The 16,181-nt window shown below is 63.5% G+C and carries 19 protein-coding genes; 11 read left to right on the top strand and 8 right to left on the bottom strand.

The window, feature by feature from the left end; genetic code table 11:
• Window positions 1–64: 64 nt before the first annotated feature.
• A complete protein-coding gene (locus tag VX159_RS07740; RefSeq protein ID WP_371325396.1) occupies window positions 65–943 on the top strand; it encodes a helix-turn-helix domain-containing protein in 879 nt (292 codons plus the stop codon).
• A gap of 48 nt (window positions 944–991) precedes the next feature.
• Window positions 992–1,576 carry a transglutaminase family protein gene (locus VX159_RS07735; protein WP_371325395.1) on the top strand — a complete coding sequence of 195 codons (585 nt, stop codon included), beginning with the start codon at window positions 992–994 and terminating at the stop codon, window positions 1,574–1,576.
• An 81-nt stretch (window positions 1,577–1,657) separates the two neighbouring features.
• Here the strand turns inward: VX159_RS07735 and VX159_RS07730 are convergent, their stop codons facing one another.
• Both VX159_RS07730 and VX159_RS07725 read right to left on the bottom strand, forming a co-directional pair.
• Window positions 1,658–1,801: a hypothetical protein gene (locus tag VX159_RS07730; protein ID WP_371325394.1), complete on the bottom strand. Its 144-nt coding sequence runs from the start codon at window positions 1,799–1,801 to the stop codon at window positions 1,658–1,660.
• Window positions 1,802–1,867: 66 nt separating this feature from the next.
• The gene (locus VX159_RS07725) at window positions 1,868–2,146 is read right to left on the bottom strand and encodes a hypothetical protein (RefSeq protein ID WP_371325393.1); all 279 of its coding nucleotides are present in this window, start codon (window positions 2,144–2,146) and stop codon (window positions 1,868–1,870) included.
• A 155-nt stretch (window positions 2,147–2,301) separates the two neighbouring features.
• Here VX159_RS07725 and VX159_RS07720 point away from each other — a divergent pair, with 155 nt between their 5' ends.
• The 3 genes from VX159_RS07720 (at window position 2,302) to VX159_RS07710 (ending at window position 5,826) form a co-directional block, all read left to right on the top strand.
• Complete coding sequence (locus tag VX159_RS07720) at window positions 2,302–3,129, top strand: SAM-dependent methyltransferase (protein ID WP_371325392.1); 828 nt, start codon at window positions 2,302–2,304, stop codon at window positions 3,127–3,129.
• Window positions 3,130–3,195: 66 nt separating this feature from the next.
• Window positions 3,196–5,091, top strand: a complete 1,896-nt coding sequence (locus tag VX159_RS07715; protein ID WP_371325391.1) for a U32 family peptidase — start codon at window positions 3,196–3,198, stop codon at window positions 5,089–5,091.
• Window positions 5,092–5,109: 18 nt separating this feature from the next.
• The gene (locus VX159_RS07710; RefSeq protein WP_371325390.1) at window positions 5,110–5,826 is read left to right on the top strand and encodes a zf-TFIIB domain-containing protein; all 717 of its coding nucleotides are present in this window, start codon (window positions 5,110–5,112) and stop codon (window positions 5,824–5,826) included.
• Window positions 5,827–5,853: 27 nt separating this feature from the next.
• On the opposite strand, the gene VX159_RS07705 is transcribed toward VX159_RS07710, so the two are convergent.
• From VX159_RS07705 to VX159_RS07685, 5 genes are all read right to left on the bottom strand, one after another.
• The gene (locus tag VX159_RS07705; RefSeq protein ID WP_371325389.1) at window positions 5,854–6,813 is read right to left on the bottom strand and encodes a DMT family transporter; all 960 of its coding nucleotides are present in this window, start codon (window positions 6,811–6,813) and stop codon (window positions 5,854–5,856) included.
• Between the two features lie 141 nt (window positions 6,814–6,954).
• The gene (locus VX159_RS07700; protein WP_371325388.1) at window positions 6,955–7,782 is read right to left on the bottom strand and encodes an AraC family ligand binding domain-containing protein; all 828 of its coding nucleotides are present in this window, start codon (window positions 7,780–7,782) and stop codon (window positions 6,955–6,957) included.
• Window positions 7,783–7,826: 44 nt separating this feature from the next.
• Entirely contained in the window at window positions 7,827–8,537 is a 711-nt protein-coding gene (locus VX159_RS07695) for a class I SAM-dependent methyltransferase (RefSeq protein WP_371325387.1), read from the bottom strand.
• Window positions 8,538–8,615: 78 nt separating this feature from the next.
• Window positions 8,616–9,377: a hypothetical protein gene (locus tag VX159_RS07690; protein WP_371325386.1), complete on the bottom strand. Its 762-nt coding sequence runs from the start codon at window positions 9,375–9,377 to the stop codon at window positions 8,616–8,618.
• A gap of 31 nt (window positions 9,378–9,408) precedes the next feature.
• Entirely contained in the window at window positions 9,409–9,942 is a 534-nt protein-coding gene (locus VX159_RS07685) for a YaeQ family protein (RefSeq protein WP_371325385.1), read from the bottom strand.
• A gap of 72 nt (window positions 9,943–10,014) precedes the next feature.
• Between VX159_RS07685 and VX159_RS07680 the strand changes: the two genes are divergently transcribed.
• The 5 genes from VX159_RS07680 (at window position 10,015) to VX159_RS07660 (ending at window position 13,290) form a co-directional block, all read left to right on the top strand.
• Window positions 10,015–10,566, top strand: coding sequence for a DUF3617 domain-containing protein (locus VX159_RS07680; RefSeq protein ID WP_371325384.1), 552 nt, complete (start codon window positions 10,015–10,017; stop codon window positions 10,564–10,566).
• A gap of 43 nt (window positions 10,567–10,609) precedes the next feature.
• Window positions 10,610–11,065 (top strand): rhodanese-like domain-containing protein, encoded by a 456-nt coding sequence (locus tag VX159_RS07675; protein WP_371325383.1) that lies wholly within the window; start codon window positions 10,610–10,612, stop codon window positions 11,063–11,065.
• A complete protein-coding gene (locus tag VX159_RS07670; protein WP_371325382.1) occupies window positions 11,059–11,271 on the top strand; it encodes a hypothetical protein in 213 nt (70 codons plus the stop codon). Before VX159_RS07675 ends, VX159_RS07670 begins: the two co-directional genes overlap by 7 nt.
• 157 nt (window positions 11,272–11,428) lie before the next feature.
• Window positions 11,429–12,061 (top strand): uracil phosphoribosyltransferase, encoded by a 633-nt coding sequence (gene upp, locus VX159_RS07665; protein WP_371325381.1) that lies wholly within the window; start codon window positions 11,429–11,431, stop codon window positions 12,059–12,061.
• Window positions 12,061–13,290 (top strand): uracil-xanthine permease family protein, encoded by a 1,230-nt coding sequence (locus VX159_RS07660; protein WP_371325380.1) that lies wholly within the window; start codon window positions 12,061–12,063, stop codon window positions 13,288–13,290. Before upp ends, VX159_RS07660 begins: the two co-directional genes overlap by 1 nt.
• 64 nt (window positions 13,291–13,354) lie before the next feature.
• On the opposite strand, the gene VX159_RS07655 is transcribed toward VX159_RS07660, so the two are convergent.
• A complete protein-coding gene (locus tag VX159_RS07655; protein WP_371325379.1) occupies window positions 13,355–15,964 on the bottom strand; it encodes a nitrate- and nitrite sensing domain-containing protein in 2,610 nt (869 codons plus the stop codon).
• Here VX159_RS07655 and VX159_RS07650 point away from each other — a divergent pair.
• The gene (locus VX159_RS07650) at window positions 15,950–16,177 is read left to right on the top strand and encodes a hypothetical protein (protein WP_371325378.1); all 228 of its coding nucleotides are present in this window, start codon (window positions 15,950–15,952) and stop codon (window positions 16,175–16,177) included. The two genes, VX159_RS07655 and VX159_RS07650, sit on opposite strands and share 15 nt — an antisense overlap.
• The last annotated feature ends 4 nt before the right edge of the window (window positions 16,178–16,181 follow it).

Below are 16,181 nucleotides of genomic sequence, written 5' to 3'. Positions count from 1 at the left end.
CACCGGGTCTGAGTGCCATGGAATACAGTATCCTGTACCCGAACAAACAAATCGTTCAGAAATCATGTCTATTCGTACAAATCTCAGCCACCTGGACCGGCTCTCTGCCTTGCTTGAAGGCGCCCAACCCAGGATCGACCTGCTTGGCGGCGACTGCCCCTGGCCGGCGGCCAGCGCCGGCTTGCGGCTTGGGCTGCTGCTGCGCGGCCACGCCCGGTTCTCGGCCGAAACGAGCGAACACGAGCTGAAGGCACCGGCCCTGTGGCTTGGCGGCTACGTTCCAACCACCTTGCTGGCGGCCCCTGCCGGTGCCGATTGGCTGCGCCTGCAGATCAGCTTCGACGGTCCGGCCGGCTCCTTGCTGGCGGCGCAGTTTGCCGAATTGCAAGTAATCGCCTGCGACGGCAGCGAATCGCCGGCATTGCGCCAGGTGGTCGGCCTGATCTGCGACGAGGCACAGGCCCCGCGCTGCGGCCAGCCGGCCCTGCTCAAACGGGCCTGTGAAATCCTCTTCATCACCCTGCTCCGCCACCAGATCGAACACCCCGGCCGCAGCGGCCAGCTGTTTCGCGGCCTGGCCGAGCCGCGCCTGGCGCGGGTCCTGGTCGCGCTGCACGAAGCGCCGGCCGCCCCCTGGACGCTGGAAAGTCTGGCCGCCACTGCCGGCATGTCGCGCACCGCCTTTGCCAATTGCTTTCGCGACTGCCTGCAGCAAACGCCGGGGCAGTATCTTGCCGACTTGCGCCTGGCGCTGGCCCGCCAGGCAGTGGCGCAAGGCCGGGGCTTGAAGGAAGCCGCCCGGCGCAGCGGCTACCGCAGCAGCAGCGCACTCTCCAAGGCCCTGTCACGGTCGACCGCAAAAAATGGCAAAAAAGAGGCTGAAAACCCACCCGCCGCCGAGCCATCGCAGCCGACCATGGGCCTTGCCACTGACAGCCCCTGAAGCCGGATTCGCCTGCCATTCCCCACCATTTTTTCGAGTACCCGCCCCATGCACCGCTATCTCGCCGCCAGTTCCTACATCGACGTCGACCATCCCGAAATCCAGCAACTCGCACGCCGTCTGGCCAGCGAGAGCGAGGGCAAACTGGACTGCGCCCGCCGCTGCTTCGAGTTTGTCCGCGACCAAATCCGCCATAGTTCAGACTATCGGCTGAATCCGGTGACCTGCAAGGCCTCCGACGTGCTGCGGCACCGGACCGGCTATTGCTACGCCAAGAGTCACCTGCTGGCGGCGCTGTTGCGCGCCAACGGGATTCCCGCCGGCTTGTGCTACCAGCGGCTGGCGGTTGGCGACAGCGGCGCGCCGTATTGCCTGCACGGACTGAATGCGGTGTATTTGCAGGATTTCGGCTGGTATCGGATCGATGCGCGCGGCAACAAGCCGGGCGTTGCGGCGCAGTTCATGCCACCGCAAGAAGCGCTGGCCTTTGCCATCCGCGAAGCCGCCGAGCGCGACCTACCGGAAATCTGGGCCGAGCCGCTGGCCGTCGTGGTCGAGGCGCTGACACGCTACCCGACCTACGACCAGGTACTGGCCAAGCTGCCGGATATCGAGTTGCTGCCCAGACTCTGAGCCTGCCAGGCGCAACCGGGCAGATTTCCACGGTCGACCGCGTAAAAGGACAAAAACCACCGGCCAAGCGCGGCGGCGGCTTCATTCACCCTGGGTTGGCACCCGGAAAAACAGGTAGTAGGCGCCACCAATGGCCAGTAGCAGCGGGATTTCGAAGAGGAAGGGATAACTGGCAAGGAGCCAGCCGCAGGCCAGCAAAAGCAGCAGGTAGAGCAGGATTTTCATAAAACAAAGGGCGCCGCTGGGGCGCCCTGGCTGATCGCATCGCGCACTGGCGCGAACGCAGCGGGATCAGTGCTTGAGGCTGGCGGAGAAAACCGCGCGGGTCCGTTCAGACAGGCTGAATTCGTTGAACGCACGCTCGATTTCGGCGTCGTTGCGGCCTTCGGCAGTTTCGGCAAAGCTGATGCCGATCGACTTGCCGTTGGCAGCCAGGGTCTGGAAGGCGAAGCGCCAGCGCTGGGCTTCGGCCAGACGTTCGCGCAACTCGGCTTCGTTGGAAATCGTAATGCCAGCTTTCTTCAGGGAATCCAGAAATTGTTCAAAGGATTCGTTACTCAGACGGCCCATTTTTGTCTCCGGTTTAGCAAGCGGTGTGGATCACCATGAGCCGAATAACGCGGCTCTTTTCATCCGGTTGACACAAATCATGCAAAAACTTGAAGTAATTTCTCAAGTCGCGAAAACGGGCAACGGGGGCGGTGGAAATGCGATAATCGCGCCCCATGAAAAAGCAGAACACCCCCGCCGACATCCCCGAGATCCGTCCCGGCCAATCCATTGATTTGCTGAAGGAATTGCATATCCTGACGCGCGACGGCAAGCTCAACCAGGATACCCGCCGAAAGCTCAAGCAGGTCTATCACCTGTACCAGTTCATCGAGCCGCTGCTCGCCGACGCGCAGACCCTGGTCGACCACGGTGCCGGCAAGTCCTACCTCGGCTTCATCCTCTACGACCTGTATTTCAAGGCTTTGGACGCTGGCGAGATCGTTGGTATCGAAACCCGTAAGGAACTGGTCGACAAGTCGCGCGAACTGGCGGAGCGCCTGAATTTCCCGCGCATGCGCTTTCTCGCCTGCACGGTCGAGGATTCACTGACTTCGGCAGAACTACCGGCGACGGTCGATGTGGTGACCGCGCTGCACGCCTGCAATACCGCCACCGACGACGCGATCCGCTTCGCCCTCACCCGCAATGCCCGCCACCTCGTGCTGGTGCCCTGCTGTCAGGCCGAAGTCGCGGCCGCGATGCGCGCCCGCAAGAATGAAGCGCTGGGACAGACCCCGCTGTCCGAACTGTGGCGCCACCCGATCCACACCCGCGAACTCGGCAGCCACCTGACCAACGTGCTGCGCTGCCTGCTGCTGGAGTCGCACGGCTACGAGGTGACCGTGACCGAACTGGTCGGCTGGGAGCATTCGATGAAGAACGAGCTGATCATTGCCTCCAGGCGCCCCGGCGGCAAGCCGCGCAAAAACGCCCGCGAACGCGCTGAAGCCATCCTGCGCGAGTTCAATTTGTGCGAACTCGCACCGCGTTTTTGCTACTAAGCAGCCATCCCTGACCCCCTTCGCGTTGCCAGCCCCTCGCCGGGGCCGGCACGCCTGAATCGAGACATGCGTTACCAACACCCCATCGAACTCCTCGCCCCGGCCAAGAACGCCGATTTCGGCATCGAAGCGATCAAGCACGGCGCCGACGCCGTCTATATCGGCGGCCCGGCCTTCGGCGCCCGCTACGGCGCCGGCAACGAGCTGGCCGAGATCGCCCGCCTCTGCGACTTTGCCCACCTCTACCGGGCCAAGGTCTTCGTCGCGGTCAATACCATCCTCCACGATGAGGAACTCGAAGCCGGGCGCCAGCTGTGCTGGGACCTTTACCACGCCGGCGTCGATGCGCTGATCATCCAGGACATGGGCCTGCTGGAGATGGACTTGCCGCCGATCCAGCTGCACGCCTCGACCCAGACCGACATCCGCAACCCGGCCAAGGCCAGGTTCCTCGAAGACGCCGGTTTCTCGCAGCTGGTGCTGGCGCGCGAAATGAGCATCGACGAAATCAAAAAGGTCGCTGCCGCCACCACGCTGTCGCTCGAATATTTCGTGCATGGCGCGCTGTGCGTCGCCTACTCCGGCCAGTGCTACATCAGCCACGCGCACACCGGGCGCAGCGCCAATCGCGGCGAATGCTCTCAGGCCTGCCGCCTGCCCTACACGCTGGTCGACGACAAGGGCAAGGTGATCACCGAAAACCAGCACCTGCTGTCGATGAAGGACAACAACCAGTCCGAGAACCTGCTGGCGCTGATCGAGGCCGGGGTCAACTCCTTCAAGATCGAGGGCCGGCTGAAGGACCTCTCCTACGTCAAGAACATCACCGCGCATTACCGCAGCCTGCTCGACGAGATCATCGACGCCAACCCGCAGTACGTGCGCGCGTCCAGCGGCCGCTCGACCTTCACCTTCACCCCGCAGCCGGACAAGACCTTCAATCGCGGTTATACCGACTACTTTGCCGGCGGCCGCCAGGACGACATCGGTGCGTTCGATTCGCCGGCCTTCGTCGGCGAACTGATCGGCGAGGTGAGCGAGGTCGGCGACGGCTGGATCACGGTGAATAGCGACCAGGAATTCCACAACGGCGACGGCGTCTGCTTCCACGACGCGCACGGCGACGTGCAGGGGATGCGCATCAACAAGGTCGAGAGCGGCAAGCTCTACCCGGCCGAGATGCCCGCCGACCTGGCCGAAGGCGTCAGCCTGTTCCGCAACCGCGACCAGGAATTCGAGCGAGCGCTGGAAAAGGACTCGGCCGAGCGCCGCATCGCCCTGAGCGCCCGCTTTGCCGAGTACGAAAAGGGCTTTGCGCTGACGCTCACCGATGAGGATCAGCTCAGTGTCACGGTCGACCTGGCCAAAAGCGAAAAAATCGGCAGCGAACTGGCGCAGAACCCTGAGGCCGCATTGGCCAAGCTCAAGGAAAACCTGGGCAAGTTCGGCAATACGCCCTTCACTTGCCGCGAGGTTGAATTGGCCTTGCAGCAAGCGTGGTTCCTGCCGGTCGGTGCGGTCAATGCGCTGCGCCGCGAGGCAACGGAAAAACTGCTCGCCGCCCGCATCGCCAGCCATCCGCGCCCGCAACGCGACCAACCGGCAGCCAACCCGGTGCCCTACCCGCAAGATGAACTGACCTACCTCGGCAACGTCTTCAACGCCAAGGCCCGCGCCTTCTACGAGAAGCACGGGGTCAAGCTGATCGAGGAGGCCTACGAGGCGGGCAACGAAAAGGGCATGGTCTCGCTGATGATCACCCGCCATTGCCTGCGCTACAGCTTCAACCTCTGCCCCAAGGAGGTGAAGTACATCAAGCCGGACCCGATGACGCTGATCAACGGCAACGAAAAGCTGGTGCTCAAATTCGACTGCCAGGCCTGCGAAATGCACGTCATCGGCAAGATGAAAAAGGGCGTCACGCTCAACCTCGGCACCATCCGCCCCAACGGCTGCGGCTGAGCGCAGTTCTCCAGCCCGATGCTGCCCCTCGCCTGCCCGGCCTGCCGCCAGACCATGGCCAAGCTGCGCTATCCGCGCAGGCAGGGCGGCGAAGTGGCGCTCGACCTCTGCTACAGCTGCCAGGGACTGTGGTTCGATCAGTACGAAAGCCTGCAGCTCACGCCCGGCGGTGTCATCGAACTGTTCCGCGAAATCCACGCACGGCGGGATACGCCGCGCCAGCCGCTACCGGCCACATTGCATTGCCCGCGTTGTGACGAAGCACTGCGGCACGGGATGGACCTGGCCCAGCCTGGCGGCCGCTTCAACTACCATCGCTGCCCGCAGCAACACGGCCGTTTCGTTGCCTTTTCGCAATTTCTGATCGAAAAGGGTTTCATCCGCCAGCTCACCCCGGGTGAAATCGCCCGACTGGCGGTCGAGATCAAACAAATCCGCTGCAACGGCTGCGGCGCCCCGGTCGACCTGCAACGCGACCCGGCCTGCCCGCACTGCCGCGCACCGATCACGCTGCTCGACCCGCAGGCGGTGGAAACCGCGCTGGCCCGCTACCATCAGGCCGACCAACGGCAAGCCCGGGCGCCCAGCCCGGAAGCTCTCGGCGACCTGATCATCGCGACCGAGCGCGAGCGCAGCCGGCTGCGCCGGGAAAAGGCGGGCGCCTGGAATGAACGGGTGGATCTGGTCGACCTGCTGGTCGACGGTGCCGGCTTTCTGCTTCGTCTGCTCGATTAGGGCGCGGGAGGCGGCCTTGAGCCAGTCTTAAACCGGCTCCACCGTTCCGGCCGCCCGACTGACCCGCAAGCCCCAGCTCACCCCCAGCAACAACAGCGCGATCCCGATCCAGGTCAGCAACGGCGGCCAGCTGGCGCGCAGCAAATAAGCGTAGAGCAAGGCAGCCAAGGTTTCAAAGACAATCAGCTGGCCGACCAGCGCCGCCGGCAAGCGGCGGCTGGCGGCATTCCAGCACAGGGTTCCGAGCCACGAGGCGAACAGGCCGATGGCCAGCATCAAGCCGAAAAAAGCCAGCGGGCGCGGCCCCCAGGGCAGCGCAAAATCGGCCCCGACGGTAGCGGGAAAGAGCAGGATCAACAGATAGGCGAGGATCGCCAGCGGCAAGGTCGCCAGGCCTTGCGCCGTAGCCCAGGCACGCGCCCGGCGCTCGGGATGGGCGAGCAGCCAGTCGGCGTTGCGTAATGGATACCAGGTCCAGCAAATCAATGCCGCCGTCGCCAGCAACATCCCGTAGACCACCTGCCCGGAGCCTCCCGGCCCGGCGCGCAGTGCCTGCCATTCGACCTGCTGCACGCAAGCGATCCCGGCGGCCAGCAGCACCAATGGGGGAGCCAGTCGCGCCCAGGGCAGGCGCCGGCCCGTTGCCGGCTGGCGCAGGTTGGCACAAATCGCGATCACCAGCGGCAGACAGCCGATGATCATCGTCGGCAGCGGCGCGCCGGCCAGCTGGATGGCGCTGGCCAGGCAAAAGTAGTACAGCAGGTTGCCGATCGCCGCCAGTTTGAGTGCCATCCACCAGTCCACCCGCCGCAGACCGGCCAGTTCGCACCGGTCAAACCAGGCCAGCGGCAAGGCGATCACGCCAAATGCCAGATAACGGCCGGCGGTATGCAGCACGGCCGGATAATCCGGCAGCCAGACCGGCCCGACAAAGACCAGCCCCCACATCAGCCCGGCGGCCAAGGCCAGCAAAACGCCCAAAAACATAAAACTCCTCGCAACCCTTACCCGGCGCTCAAATCTGCCGGAACCGCAGCAGTGTGCCGCCGCTCGTCGCCCTTGTCTTGTACCGGATTGCGCTTGCCGCTGGCGGCATGCCGGCGGCGCTCAAGGTCGGCCGGCGAAACCTCAGGCGCGTTGAATCTGCCGTCGGTAGGCAGCCGGCGTGGTGCCGTAGCGCTGGTAAAAGGCACGGGTCAGGTGCGCTTGGTCGCTCAAGCCAACCTCGGCCGCCACCGTTGCCAGCGGCTGCCCGAGCGCCAGCCGTTGCTTGGCTTGCTGCAGGCGCAGCGCCATCAGCATCTGCTGCGGAGTAACGTGGTAGCAGGCACGAAACTGGCGGAGGAAATGAAAGGGACTCAGCTCGGCCACTGCGGCCAGATCCTCCAGCCGCACGGTCGAGGCCAGATGGCTATGCATGTAGTCGAGCACCCGGCTCATCCGCAACGGCGGCTCCACCGGGCGCAGGCCTTGTGTCGCCGGGCGCAGCGCATCGAGCAACAGGGCCAGCAGGCTGTCGCCGGTCAAGGCGTCAGCACATTGCCAAAGGGCCTGCAGCAATAATTCGATCTGGCGGACCTGGGCGCTTGGCGCCGTTGCCAATGGCTGGGCATACCACCAGCCAGGTTCGCCGCTGATTTCCGCCAGCACGGCCGGCGTCAGATAAATCATCCGGTAGCGCCAGCCCTCGTCGCCCGCCGCAGCGCCGGTATGCAACACATCCGGGTTCATCGTCACCAGCGCGCCGGGGCCGGCAAGATAGTCGCTGCCGCGATAACGAAAGCGCTCGGCGCCTGCTTCGATCACGCCGAAGCCATAGCCCTCGTGGCTGTGCGGCGCAAAAGCATGATGCACGATCTGCGCCCGGTAGAGTTCAACCCCCGGACGCGGACCGGCGCAGAATTCGGCCCGGTCGGCAGCCGCCGCAAACTGCTCAGGCACACCGCTCAGCGGCATGGTCGGGAATTCCACGGTCGACCGGCAAAGATCGTAAAAACCGTTCAGGCCGGCTTGGACAGCAGATCGACCCGCTGCGGGTTGAAAAAGGTCGCCCCTTCCGGCCCGAGATGCTGCTCGAACCTGGCCTTAACCTGGGCATACAGTTCGGGCGACAGCCGATGGTCGCTGTGGGTGACCTGGATCATCCGCTGGTCGAACTGCGCGAAGTCGGCAAAATGGCTGCGGGTGTTGAAAAAGAGTTGCTCGCGCAGTTGCAGCGGGCCTTGTTCGACGGCGCGACAAAGCGCGGCAAAAGCCGCTTCACGGACGATTTTTTCGTCGTGGAAGAGCTTGAACACTTCGTTCAGGTCGCCAGCGTAAACCGGCTCGGAAATCCAGGCCAGGCCGCCCGGTTTGAGCACCCGGGCAATTTCGCCAAGCGCCCGATCCATCAGCGCCAGCGGCACATGGTGCAGCGATTTGAACATCAGCACCAGATCGACGCTGGCATCGGGCAGGGGGATGGCTTCGGCTCCGCCCGACGCGAAACGGACCTGCGGCAGGTCGCCAATTTCGAGATTTTTCGCATGCTGCCGTGCATCGACTTCGAGGGCGACGATTTCGCGCACCCGCCCGCTCTCGGCCAGCAGACGGGTTTTTTCCGCCTTGCCACAGCCCAGTTCAAGCACCCGCGCCCCATCGAGCGGCAAGCTTTCGAGCAGCAGTTTGACTTCGTTGACCAGGCGGGTCTGGGCGGGATCGGCAATACGCATGCGAGGCTCCGGAAAAGACTGAAAGACAGGCGAAGCGACCATATTAACAAATGGTGATAAAAGCCGCCGAGCGTGCGCTTAGGCGGGCCAGTGCGGCAGCAAGGCCTCGGCCGCGCGCAAGCGCTGCTCCGGGCTGGCGCCCGGGTCATTCATCACCGCCAGAAGGAAACTGCGCGGATTATCGTAGGCTGTGCCGACCTGCTGCCAGCCCCCACCGAGCGCAACGGGCGACACGGCTTCGCCGGCGACCGGGGGCGGGGTGCCGGCAACGCTTGCTGTCGCAGTCCCGACCAAGGCTGCCAGTTCGCTGCAGGCACGGGTAAAGTCGGCCCGGCTCCAGCTTCTGACCGGCACCAGCAAATCGGCCTGGCGGTCGCGTCCGGGGGCGATGTCGAGCCCGGCTTCGTCGCAAAACATCGCGCCCAGCCCGGGGTCGATGAAGGCGCTCCAGCGCTCGCCGGCAGTATCGACGGCCGGTATCGCCGGCAATTCCTCGGTACCCGAGGGCAACGCCAGGGCCACCCGGCCAGCCGGCAAGGCCGGCAGGTAACGTTGCAGCAAACCTTGCAGGAAGGCCTGGCCAGCCGCCGGGGCAACCGGCTCGGCCAGCGAGAACCACAACCGGTAGCCGCCCTGGGCCTCGACCGACAGCGCTGGCAGCGGCAATTCAAGTTCATCGGCAAGCCCGGCGAGCAAACCAGCCAAAGCCTCCCAGTCGGCACTGCGCAACAGGCGCAGGGTCAGCAGCCGGCAGTCGCCGGCCGGCGTACACAACTGCTTGCCCGCCGTTGGCAAAAACAGGCGGCGCAGCTCGCCGTCGAGGCGGTCTTCAGCTTTCATCGCATTCCTCCGGAAAACGCTTGCGGCGGCTTCAGGCTGCTGCCTGCAAGACTTGCGGCCGCAACTCGCAACCTTCGAGATAGACCGTACCTTCCTGCACGGTGCAAGCCAGTTTCATCGAGCGTTCGGCCAGCGCTGCCAGCGCCTCGCCCTCGTCGTTGCTGATCCGCAACACGGTCAACTTGCCAAAACGGGCCAATTTATCGCGATTCTGCTGCCACCAGACATCGACCGCCTTGTCGCCGTAGGCGATTACCACCACCCGCTCGGATCTGGCTGCCGCCTTGCGCACTCGGTCCTCGTCAGGCTGGCCGACCTCGATCCAGCATTTGATGATGCCCGCCGGATCAACCTCCCACAGGGCCGGTTCGTCATCGGTCGACAAACCCTTGCCAAAGCGCAGGTCTTCGCTGGCATAAAGGGCAAACGCCAGCAGCCGTACCATCATCCGCAGATCGGTTTCGGAGGGATGGCGGGCCAGGGTCAGCGCGTAATCGGCAAAATGCCCGCGGTCGAGGTCCGCAACCTGCAGTTCAGCTTTGAAGACGGTGGATTTGAGCGCCATGCGCACGACTCCGCAAAAAGCGGCGATTATCCCACTACAATCAGGAAATTCCCGCCGCTAAGGAGAAATGCCATGCGTTGCCGCCTTGCCAGCCTCACCGTCAGTGCCCTGCTCGTCCTGGCCTCGCTGCCCGCTGGCGCGAGCGAACTGCCCAAACGCAAGTCAGGACTCTGGGAAATCACCACCCGGATGCAGGATGCACCGGCCGGCATGCCGGGAGCGATGCCGATGCAGATTTGCGTCGATCAGGGCAGCGATAATCTGCTGCAGGAGCGCAGCCGGCGGCAAAGCAACTGCCCCAAGCTGGAAGTCAGCCGCAGCGGCGGAAAACTGTTGATCCACGCCGTCTGCCAGCACGAGGGCACGACCGTAACCAGCGATTCGGTGATCAGCGGCGACCTTGAAAAACAGTATCGTAACGAGATGAACCTGCGCTACGACCCGCCGCAACGCGGAATGCGCGAGATGCGGATGACCCAGGAGGCGCGCTGGCTCGGCCCCTGCCAGAGCGGCCAGAAGCCGGGCGAGATGGTCCTGCCCGGCCAGGGCGGCGGCAATCTGCAGGAGCTGATGAACGATCCGCGCGTCAAGGAAATGATGAAGCGGCAGCAGGGTACCCGCTGAGGCCAAGGTACAATCAGGGTTTGCTGATACAGAGGTTGTTCCCATGCTTGCCTATCGCTTCCGCCGCCTTTTCTCTCTGCTGCCGATCTTGCTCGCCGGCTCGGTTCAGGCCGAGATGATCGACATCGACAGTGCGGAACTGACCCGCCTGCAGAAATCCGGTGTGCCGGTGGTCGATATCCGGACCGCCCCGGAGTGGGAAGAAACCGGGATTGTCGCCGGCAGCCGCTTGCTGACTTTTTTTGACGAACGCGGCCGCTACGATGCCCGGCACTGGCTACAGCAGCTTAAAACGACCGCCAGTCCGGACCAGGCGGTGATCCTGATCTGCCGCACCGGCAACCGGACCCGGATAGTGGGCCAGATGTTGTCGCAACAAGCGGGTTACGCCAAGGTGTACAACGTTAAAAGCGGGATCAAGGGCTGGCAGCGCGACGGCGGTGCGGTGATCCCGGTGCAGCCCACCCTGGCAGCCTGCCGCGCCGACAAAACGTGCTGAGCCAGGCCGTCGACCGCAAACGTTGCGCCAGTTGCGACCGCTGGCAAGGGGAACGCCGCGCCGGCAGCGATGGCCGCCAGGTCGAAATCGAATCCGAATTGAGCTGCGGCCTGTGCCGGGGCGGCCCGTGGGACAACAGCGAGCGCCGGGCGCGCTCGGCTTGCGGCCACTGGTTGCGCTGGCAGCAACTGCCGGCCGACGAATGACGGGGCCTCGGCCACCGGAGCCTTTTGGCGAAATACACGGTCGACCGTGAATCAGGGCAAAAACCCGCGCCCCGCAACGGATTGCGGATTTCCCGCATAGCAAGAAAGAGGCTGATCGGCTAAGCTCGGGCGGTCATTTTTTTGCCCGGGAACAGCTATGCCGGTCCACGAACTCAAACACCCCCTCGTCAAACACAAGATCGGACTGATGCGCGAAGGCGACATCAGCACCAAGAAATTCCGCGAACTGACCGCCGAAGTTGCCCGCCTGCTGACTTACGAAGCCTGCGCCGACTTTGAAATGGAAAAAGTCACCATCGCCGGCTGGGCCGGTCCGGTCGAGATCGACCAGATCAAGGGCAAGAAGGTCACCGTCGTGCCCATCCTGCGCGCCGGCCTCGGCATGCTCGACGGCGTGCTCGATCTGATCCCCAATGCCAAGGTCAGCGTCGTCGGGATTGCCCGCAACCACGACACGCTGATGCCCGAACCCTATTTCGAGCGTTTCGTCGGCCAGCTTGAAGAGCGCCTGGCGATGATCATCGACCCGATGCTGGCGACTGGTGGCTCGCTGATTGCCACCATCGACATGTTGAAGCGCAACGGCTGCCAGCAAATCAAGGCGCTGGTCCTGGTCGCGGCGCCGGAAGGGATCAAGGCGCTGGAAGCCGCTCACCCTGACGTGCAGTTGTACACTGCGGCCGTCGACAGCCACCTCAACGAAGTCGGCTACATCATTCCCGGCCTCGGCGACGCCGGCGACAAGATTTTCGGCACCAAGGAGGCGTAATGAGTACCTACGCCCACGAGCCGACCTGGCGCACCGCGCTGTCCGGCGCCCAGATCCTCTTCGTCGCCTTCGGCGCCACCGTACTGGTACCGTTGCTGACCGGCCTCAACCCCAGCCTGGCGCTGCTCGGTGCCGGCGTCGGCACCCTGCTCTTCCAGCTGTGCACCAAGCGCCAGGTGCCGATCTACCTTGGCTCCAGCTTCGCCTTCATCGCCCCGGTAATCTACTCGGTGCAGACCTGGGGCATGCCGGCAACGCTCGGTGCGCTGGCCTCGGCCAGTTTCTTTTACTACGTCGCCGCCGGCCTGGTGAAATGGCGCGGGGTTGGCTTCATCCACCGCCTGCTGCCGCCCGTGGTGATCGGCCCGGTGGTGATGGTGATCGGCCTCGGCCTCGCCCAGGTGGCAGTCGGCATGGCCACCGGCAAGGCGGGCGAGGCGCAGGTCGTACCCTACGAAACCGCAATTGCGATTGCTGGAATCTCGCTACTGGCAACCATGCTCACTGCGATTCGCGCCAAGGGCCTGCTCAAGCTGGTGCCAATCCTGGTCGGAGTGGCGGTGGGTTACATCGCCTCGCTGTTTGCCGGCATCGTCGATTTCAGCAAGGTACATGATGCAGCCTGGATTGCCGTTCCCGAGTTCGGCAAGCCGGAATTCAACCTGGCCGCGATCCTGTTCATGATCCCGGTGGCGATTGCGCCGATTGTCGAACACGTCGGCGGCATTCTCGCCATCGGCTCGGTCTCCGGCAAGGACTACACCGAAAGCCCCGGCCTGCACCGCACGCTGTTCGGCGACGGTCTGGCAGTGAACGTCGTCGGCCTCTTCGGCGGCCCGCCGGTGACCACCTACGGCGAAGTTACCGGCGCGGTGATGCTAACCAAAAACTACAACCCGGCGATCATGACCTGGGCCGCCGGCTTCGCCATCCTGATGGCCTTCGTCGGCAAATTCGGCGCGCTGCTGCAAACCATCCCGCTGCCGGTAATGGGCGGCATCATGGTCCTGCTCTTCGGCTCGATTGCCGGCATCGGCCTGAAAACGCTGATGGACGCCAAGGTCGACCTCGCCAACCCGCGCAATCTGTGCATTGTCTCGGTCACGCTGGTGACCGGCATCGGCGGTCTGGGCGTGCATATCGGCAGCTTCTCGCTGCAGGGCATCAGCCTGTGTGGCGTACTCGCGGTCCTGCTCAATTTCATGCTACCCAAGAGCGAAACGACCTGACCAGAGCGCCCGGCAAACAATCGAAAAAAAACGCCCCGAACGGGGCGTTTTTTTTGGCTGTGGCTCAGTAATGCCGTGGTGCTGCCAGTACCGGACGGGAAGCCTGCCCCGGCAAACGGAAGCCGTCGACCGCATCCATCAAGGCCCGCGCCTGCTCTTCCAGGCTCTCGGCAGCGGCGGCGGCCTGCTCGACCAGGGCCGCGTTCTGCTGCGTCACTTCGTCCATCTGACCCACTGCCTGCGCCACCTGCTCCAGGCCGCGACTCTGTTCGCTGCTGGCGCTGCTGATTCCGGAGACCAGGCGGGTCACCTGTTCAAAACTCGAAACAATTTCGTCCATGGTCGAACCGGCCTGGGTCACCAGGTGGTTCCCCTGTTCGATTTCGGTCACCGAGTCTACGATCAGCGCCTTGATTTCCTTGGCCGCAGTCGCACTGCGTTGCGCCAGGTTGCGCACTTCGGTGGCGACCACGGCGAAGCCACGACCCTGTTCGCCGGCCCGCGCTGCCTCAACGGCGGCGTTGAGCGCCAGGATATTGGTCTGGAAGGCGATGCTGTCGATCACCCCGATGATGTCGGAAATCTTGTGCGAGCTGGCCTCGATCGAACTCATCCGGTCCACCACCTGACGCACCAGTTCGCCGCCACGAGTGGCAATCTGGTTGGAGCGCTCGGCCAGTTGCGCCGCCTTCTGCGCATTGTCGGCATTCTGTTTGACCGTGGCGCTCAACTCTTCCATTGAGCTGGCCGTTTCCTCCAGGCTGCTGGCCTGCTCCTCGGTACGTCCGGAGAGATCCTGGTTGCCGGCGGCAATTTCGTGCGCGGCGGTATTGATCGCGTCGCTGGCCTCCTTGATCCGGCCGACCACCTCGCGCAGGTTTTCAACCGTCAGGTTGGTGTCGTGACGCAACTGTCCGAAAACCCCAGCATAGTCCCGGTCGATGGTCGTGGTCAGATCTCCGTGCGCCAGCTTGTCGAGCACGCCCAGCGTCGCTTCGAGCGCGTCGCTGGTGGTTTCCAGCAACTGATTGGTACTCGTGCCCAAGGTTGCAAAGAAGCCCTGCTTGTTCGCGGTGTCGATCCGTGCCAGCAAATCTCCTTGCGCCGCCGCCCCGACAATGCCCTCGATTTCGCGCTCGACCATCACTTCACCGGTACGGTCGATCCACTCGGCAATCGTTCCCAGACGCTCACCCCGGTCGCTGATCACCGGATTGGCGGTGACGGTGAGATGGCTGTCGCCAACCACCAGCTGGGCAACATGTGACCCCTGCAGATTGGCCAGCAAGCCGGCCTGATGTGCCGGAACCCGGTGGAAGCTGTCGATATTGGTCCCCAGCAACTGATCGGCATTGAAATTTGGCAACTGTTTGCGAATTCCGGCTTCTGCCCCCTTGAGGATGCGCTGTACCGACTTGTTGACGTAGATGATTTCGCGTTCGCTATTGGCGATCATCACCCCGGTACTGACGTTATCGAGTGCGATGCGGATGCGCTGATTGGTTTCGGCGATCACCCGATCGGCCTCGATCCGCTCCTTCAATTGCCGCTGCATTTTCTGCATGTCGGCAAACAGGCTGGTCTCATCGCCGGCCTGTACCGGAATCGAATTATCCAGTTTGCCTTCGGCAATCGCCTGGGCAATCCGGACAGCCTCTTCCGGCTCGCCGCCGATCTGCCCGAGAATATTGGCAATCAAGCGCTGAGCAACAAAGAAAGTCAGCACGAAGGCAGCCAGGCTGAGTACGCCATTGATCAGCAGCCAGCGCTGGGCCTCATCGCGGCCTTGGACGGCTGCTTCGGTCAGGTCGCCGGCCAGGCGGTCCTCAACCTGCTTGAGTAGTTCAATACGCTGGGTAGACTTGGCAAACCACTGGACGGCATCCATCTCCAGCGACGGCGCCTGCATTTTATCCAGGGCAGCCTGCTTGATTGCCGCCACCTCGGCGACCACCGGAGCCGTCAGCTTTTGCTGCAGCATCTCGCGCTGTGCCGGTAAGGCGTAAGTCAGGAAAACCTTTTGCCAGGTATCCTGCGCCGAGGAAATTGCCAGCAGGCGGCCCAGGGTGTCCGGCGTGAACCGGTCGGCACCGATGATATTGGACAAGGTTGCCCGTTCGATACCAGCGAATTCCTTGCTCTGCAGGAAGGCACCGTAGGCGGTCGCCAGCCGGGTGATCCCGGCATCGCTTGAAAGCACTGCCGACTGGCCAACCAAGGCCAGCAGGTTGGTAATGCTGCCGGTGTAATAAGCTACCGCCTCCCCGGCGGTAATCTTCAGCCCGCTGACCTCCTGGCGCTTGCTTGCCAGTTGCTGGCTGCGCAGCGTGAAGTCGTTGAGCTTGCTGCGGAATTCATCGCCATAGGCTGTGGTATCGAATCCGGCAAGCAGCGCGTTCAGTTCAGCCTGCCGCTTATCGACCTCCTGCCGCTGCGCTGTCAGTTCCGCCGCAAACTTGGCTCCTTTGCTGCCAATGAAGCCGGAACTCATCCCCCGCTCCTTCTGCATTTCATGAACCACCGCGCCAATCCCGACCGAAATCCGGGACAACTCGACCAGCGCGGACATTTCGCGGGTCTGCTTGAGGCGTGCGCTGGCTGCGGTTAACGCAAAAGCGAGCATGCAAATCAGCGGAATCAGCACCAGCAGCAATAGTTTGTGACGCAATTTCACGAAAACCCCCTCCTCAGAAACACCCTGACCCGGACTCATGGCCCGTTCGCGCCCCATGGTCATGGTGAACGCAAGTTTAAGGCCGCCAGCCTACTGCAATCGTTGATTTTTATCATCCGGAAAATGCCAGAAATGAAAAAAAATGCCTTTCTCACGGTCGACCGTGAAAAAGCCATTTTCTCTCACCCGGATCAGGGAAAACCCTGCCTGTGAGCAC

The sequence above is a fragment of the Dechloromonas sp. ZY10 genome (assembly GCF_041378895.1).
Classification (GTDB): domain Bacteria; phylum Pseudomonadota; class Gammaproteobacteria; order Burkholderiales; family Rhodocyclaceae; genus Azonexus; species Azonexus aquae.
The sequence above is the reverse complement of the archived record's forward strand: the minus strand, read 5'-3'. Positions and strand labels throughout refer to the sequence as shown.

What these genes read in the sequence shown, in the direction of transcription:
- VX159_RS07725 (WP_371325393.1), bottom strand. Translation starts at nt 2,146, where the DNA reads ATGGGCCGTCTGAGTAACGAATCCTTTGAACAATTTCTGGATTCCCTG.
- VX159_RS07680 (WP_371325384.1), top strand. Translation starts at nt 10,015, where the DNA reads ATGCGTTGCCGCCTTGCCAGCCTCACCGTCAGTGCCCTGCTCGTCCTG.
- VX159_RS07715 (WP_371325391.1), top strand. Translation starts at nt 3,196, where the DNA reads ATGCGTTACCAACACCCCATCGAACTCCTCGCCCCGGCCAAGAACGCC.
- VX159_RS07675 (WP_371325383.1), top strand. Translation starts at nt 10,610, where the DNA reads ATGCTTGCCTATCGCTTCCGCCGCCTTTTCTCTCTGCTGCCGATCTTG.
- VX159_RS07700 (WP_371325388.1), bottom strand. Translation starts at nt 7,782, where the DNA reads ATGCCGCTGAGCGGTGTGCCTGAGCAGTTTGCGGCGGCTGCCGACCGG.
- VX159_RS07735 (WP_371325395.1), top strand. Translation starts at nt 992, where the DNA reads ATGCACCGCTATCTCGCCGCCAGTTCCTACATCGACGTCGACCATCCC.
- VX159_RS07690 (WP_371325386.1), bottom strand. Translation starts at nt 9,377, where the DNA reads ATGAAAGCTGAAGACCGCCTCGACGGCGAGCTGCGCCGCCTGTTTTTG.
- VX159_RS07720 (WP_371325392.1), top strand. Translation starts at nt 2,302, where the DNA reads ATGAAAAAGCAGAACACCCCCGCCGACATCCCCGAGATCCGTCCCGGC.
- VX159_RS07705 (WP_371325389.1), bottom strand. Translation starts at nt 6,813, where the DNA reads ATGTTTTTGGGCGTTTTGCTGGCCTTGGCCGCCGGGCTGATGTGGGGG.
- VX159_RS07740 (WP_371325396.1), top strand. Translation starts at nt 65, where the DNA reads ATGTCTATTCGTACAAATCTCAGCCACCTGGACCGGCTCTCTGCCTTG.
- VX159_RS07660 (WP_371325380.1), top strand. Translation starts at nt 12,061, where the DNA reads ATGAGTACCTACGCCCACGAGCCGACCTGGCGCACCGCGCTGTCCGGC.
- VX159_RS07730 (WP_371325394.1), bottom strand. Translation starts at nt 1,801, where the DNA reads ATGAAAATCCTGCTCTACCTGCTGCTTTTGCTGGCCTGCGGCTGGCTC.
- VX159_RS07685 (WP_371325385.1), bottom strand. Translation starts at nt 9,942, where the DNA reads ATGGCGCTCAAATCCACCGTCTTCAAAGCTGAACTGCAGGTTGCGGAC.
- VX159_RS07695 (WP_371325387.1), bottom strand. Translation starts at nt 8,537, where the DNA reads ATGCGTATTGCCGATCCCGCCCAGACCCGCCTGGTCAACGAAGTCAAA.
- upp (WP_371325381.1), top strand. Translation starts at nt 11,429, where the DNA reads ATGCCGGTCCACGAACTCAAACACCCCCTCGTCAAACACAAGATCGGA.
- VX159_RS07710 (WP_371325390.1), top strand. Translation starts at nt 5,110, where the DNA reads ATGCTGCCCCTCGCCTGCCCGGCCTGCCGCCAGACCATGGCCAAGCTG.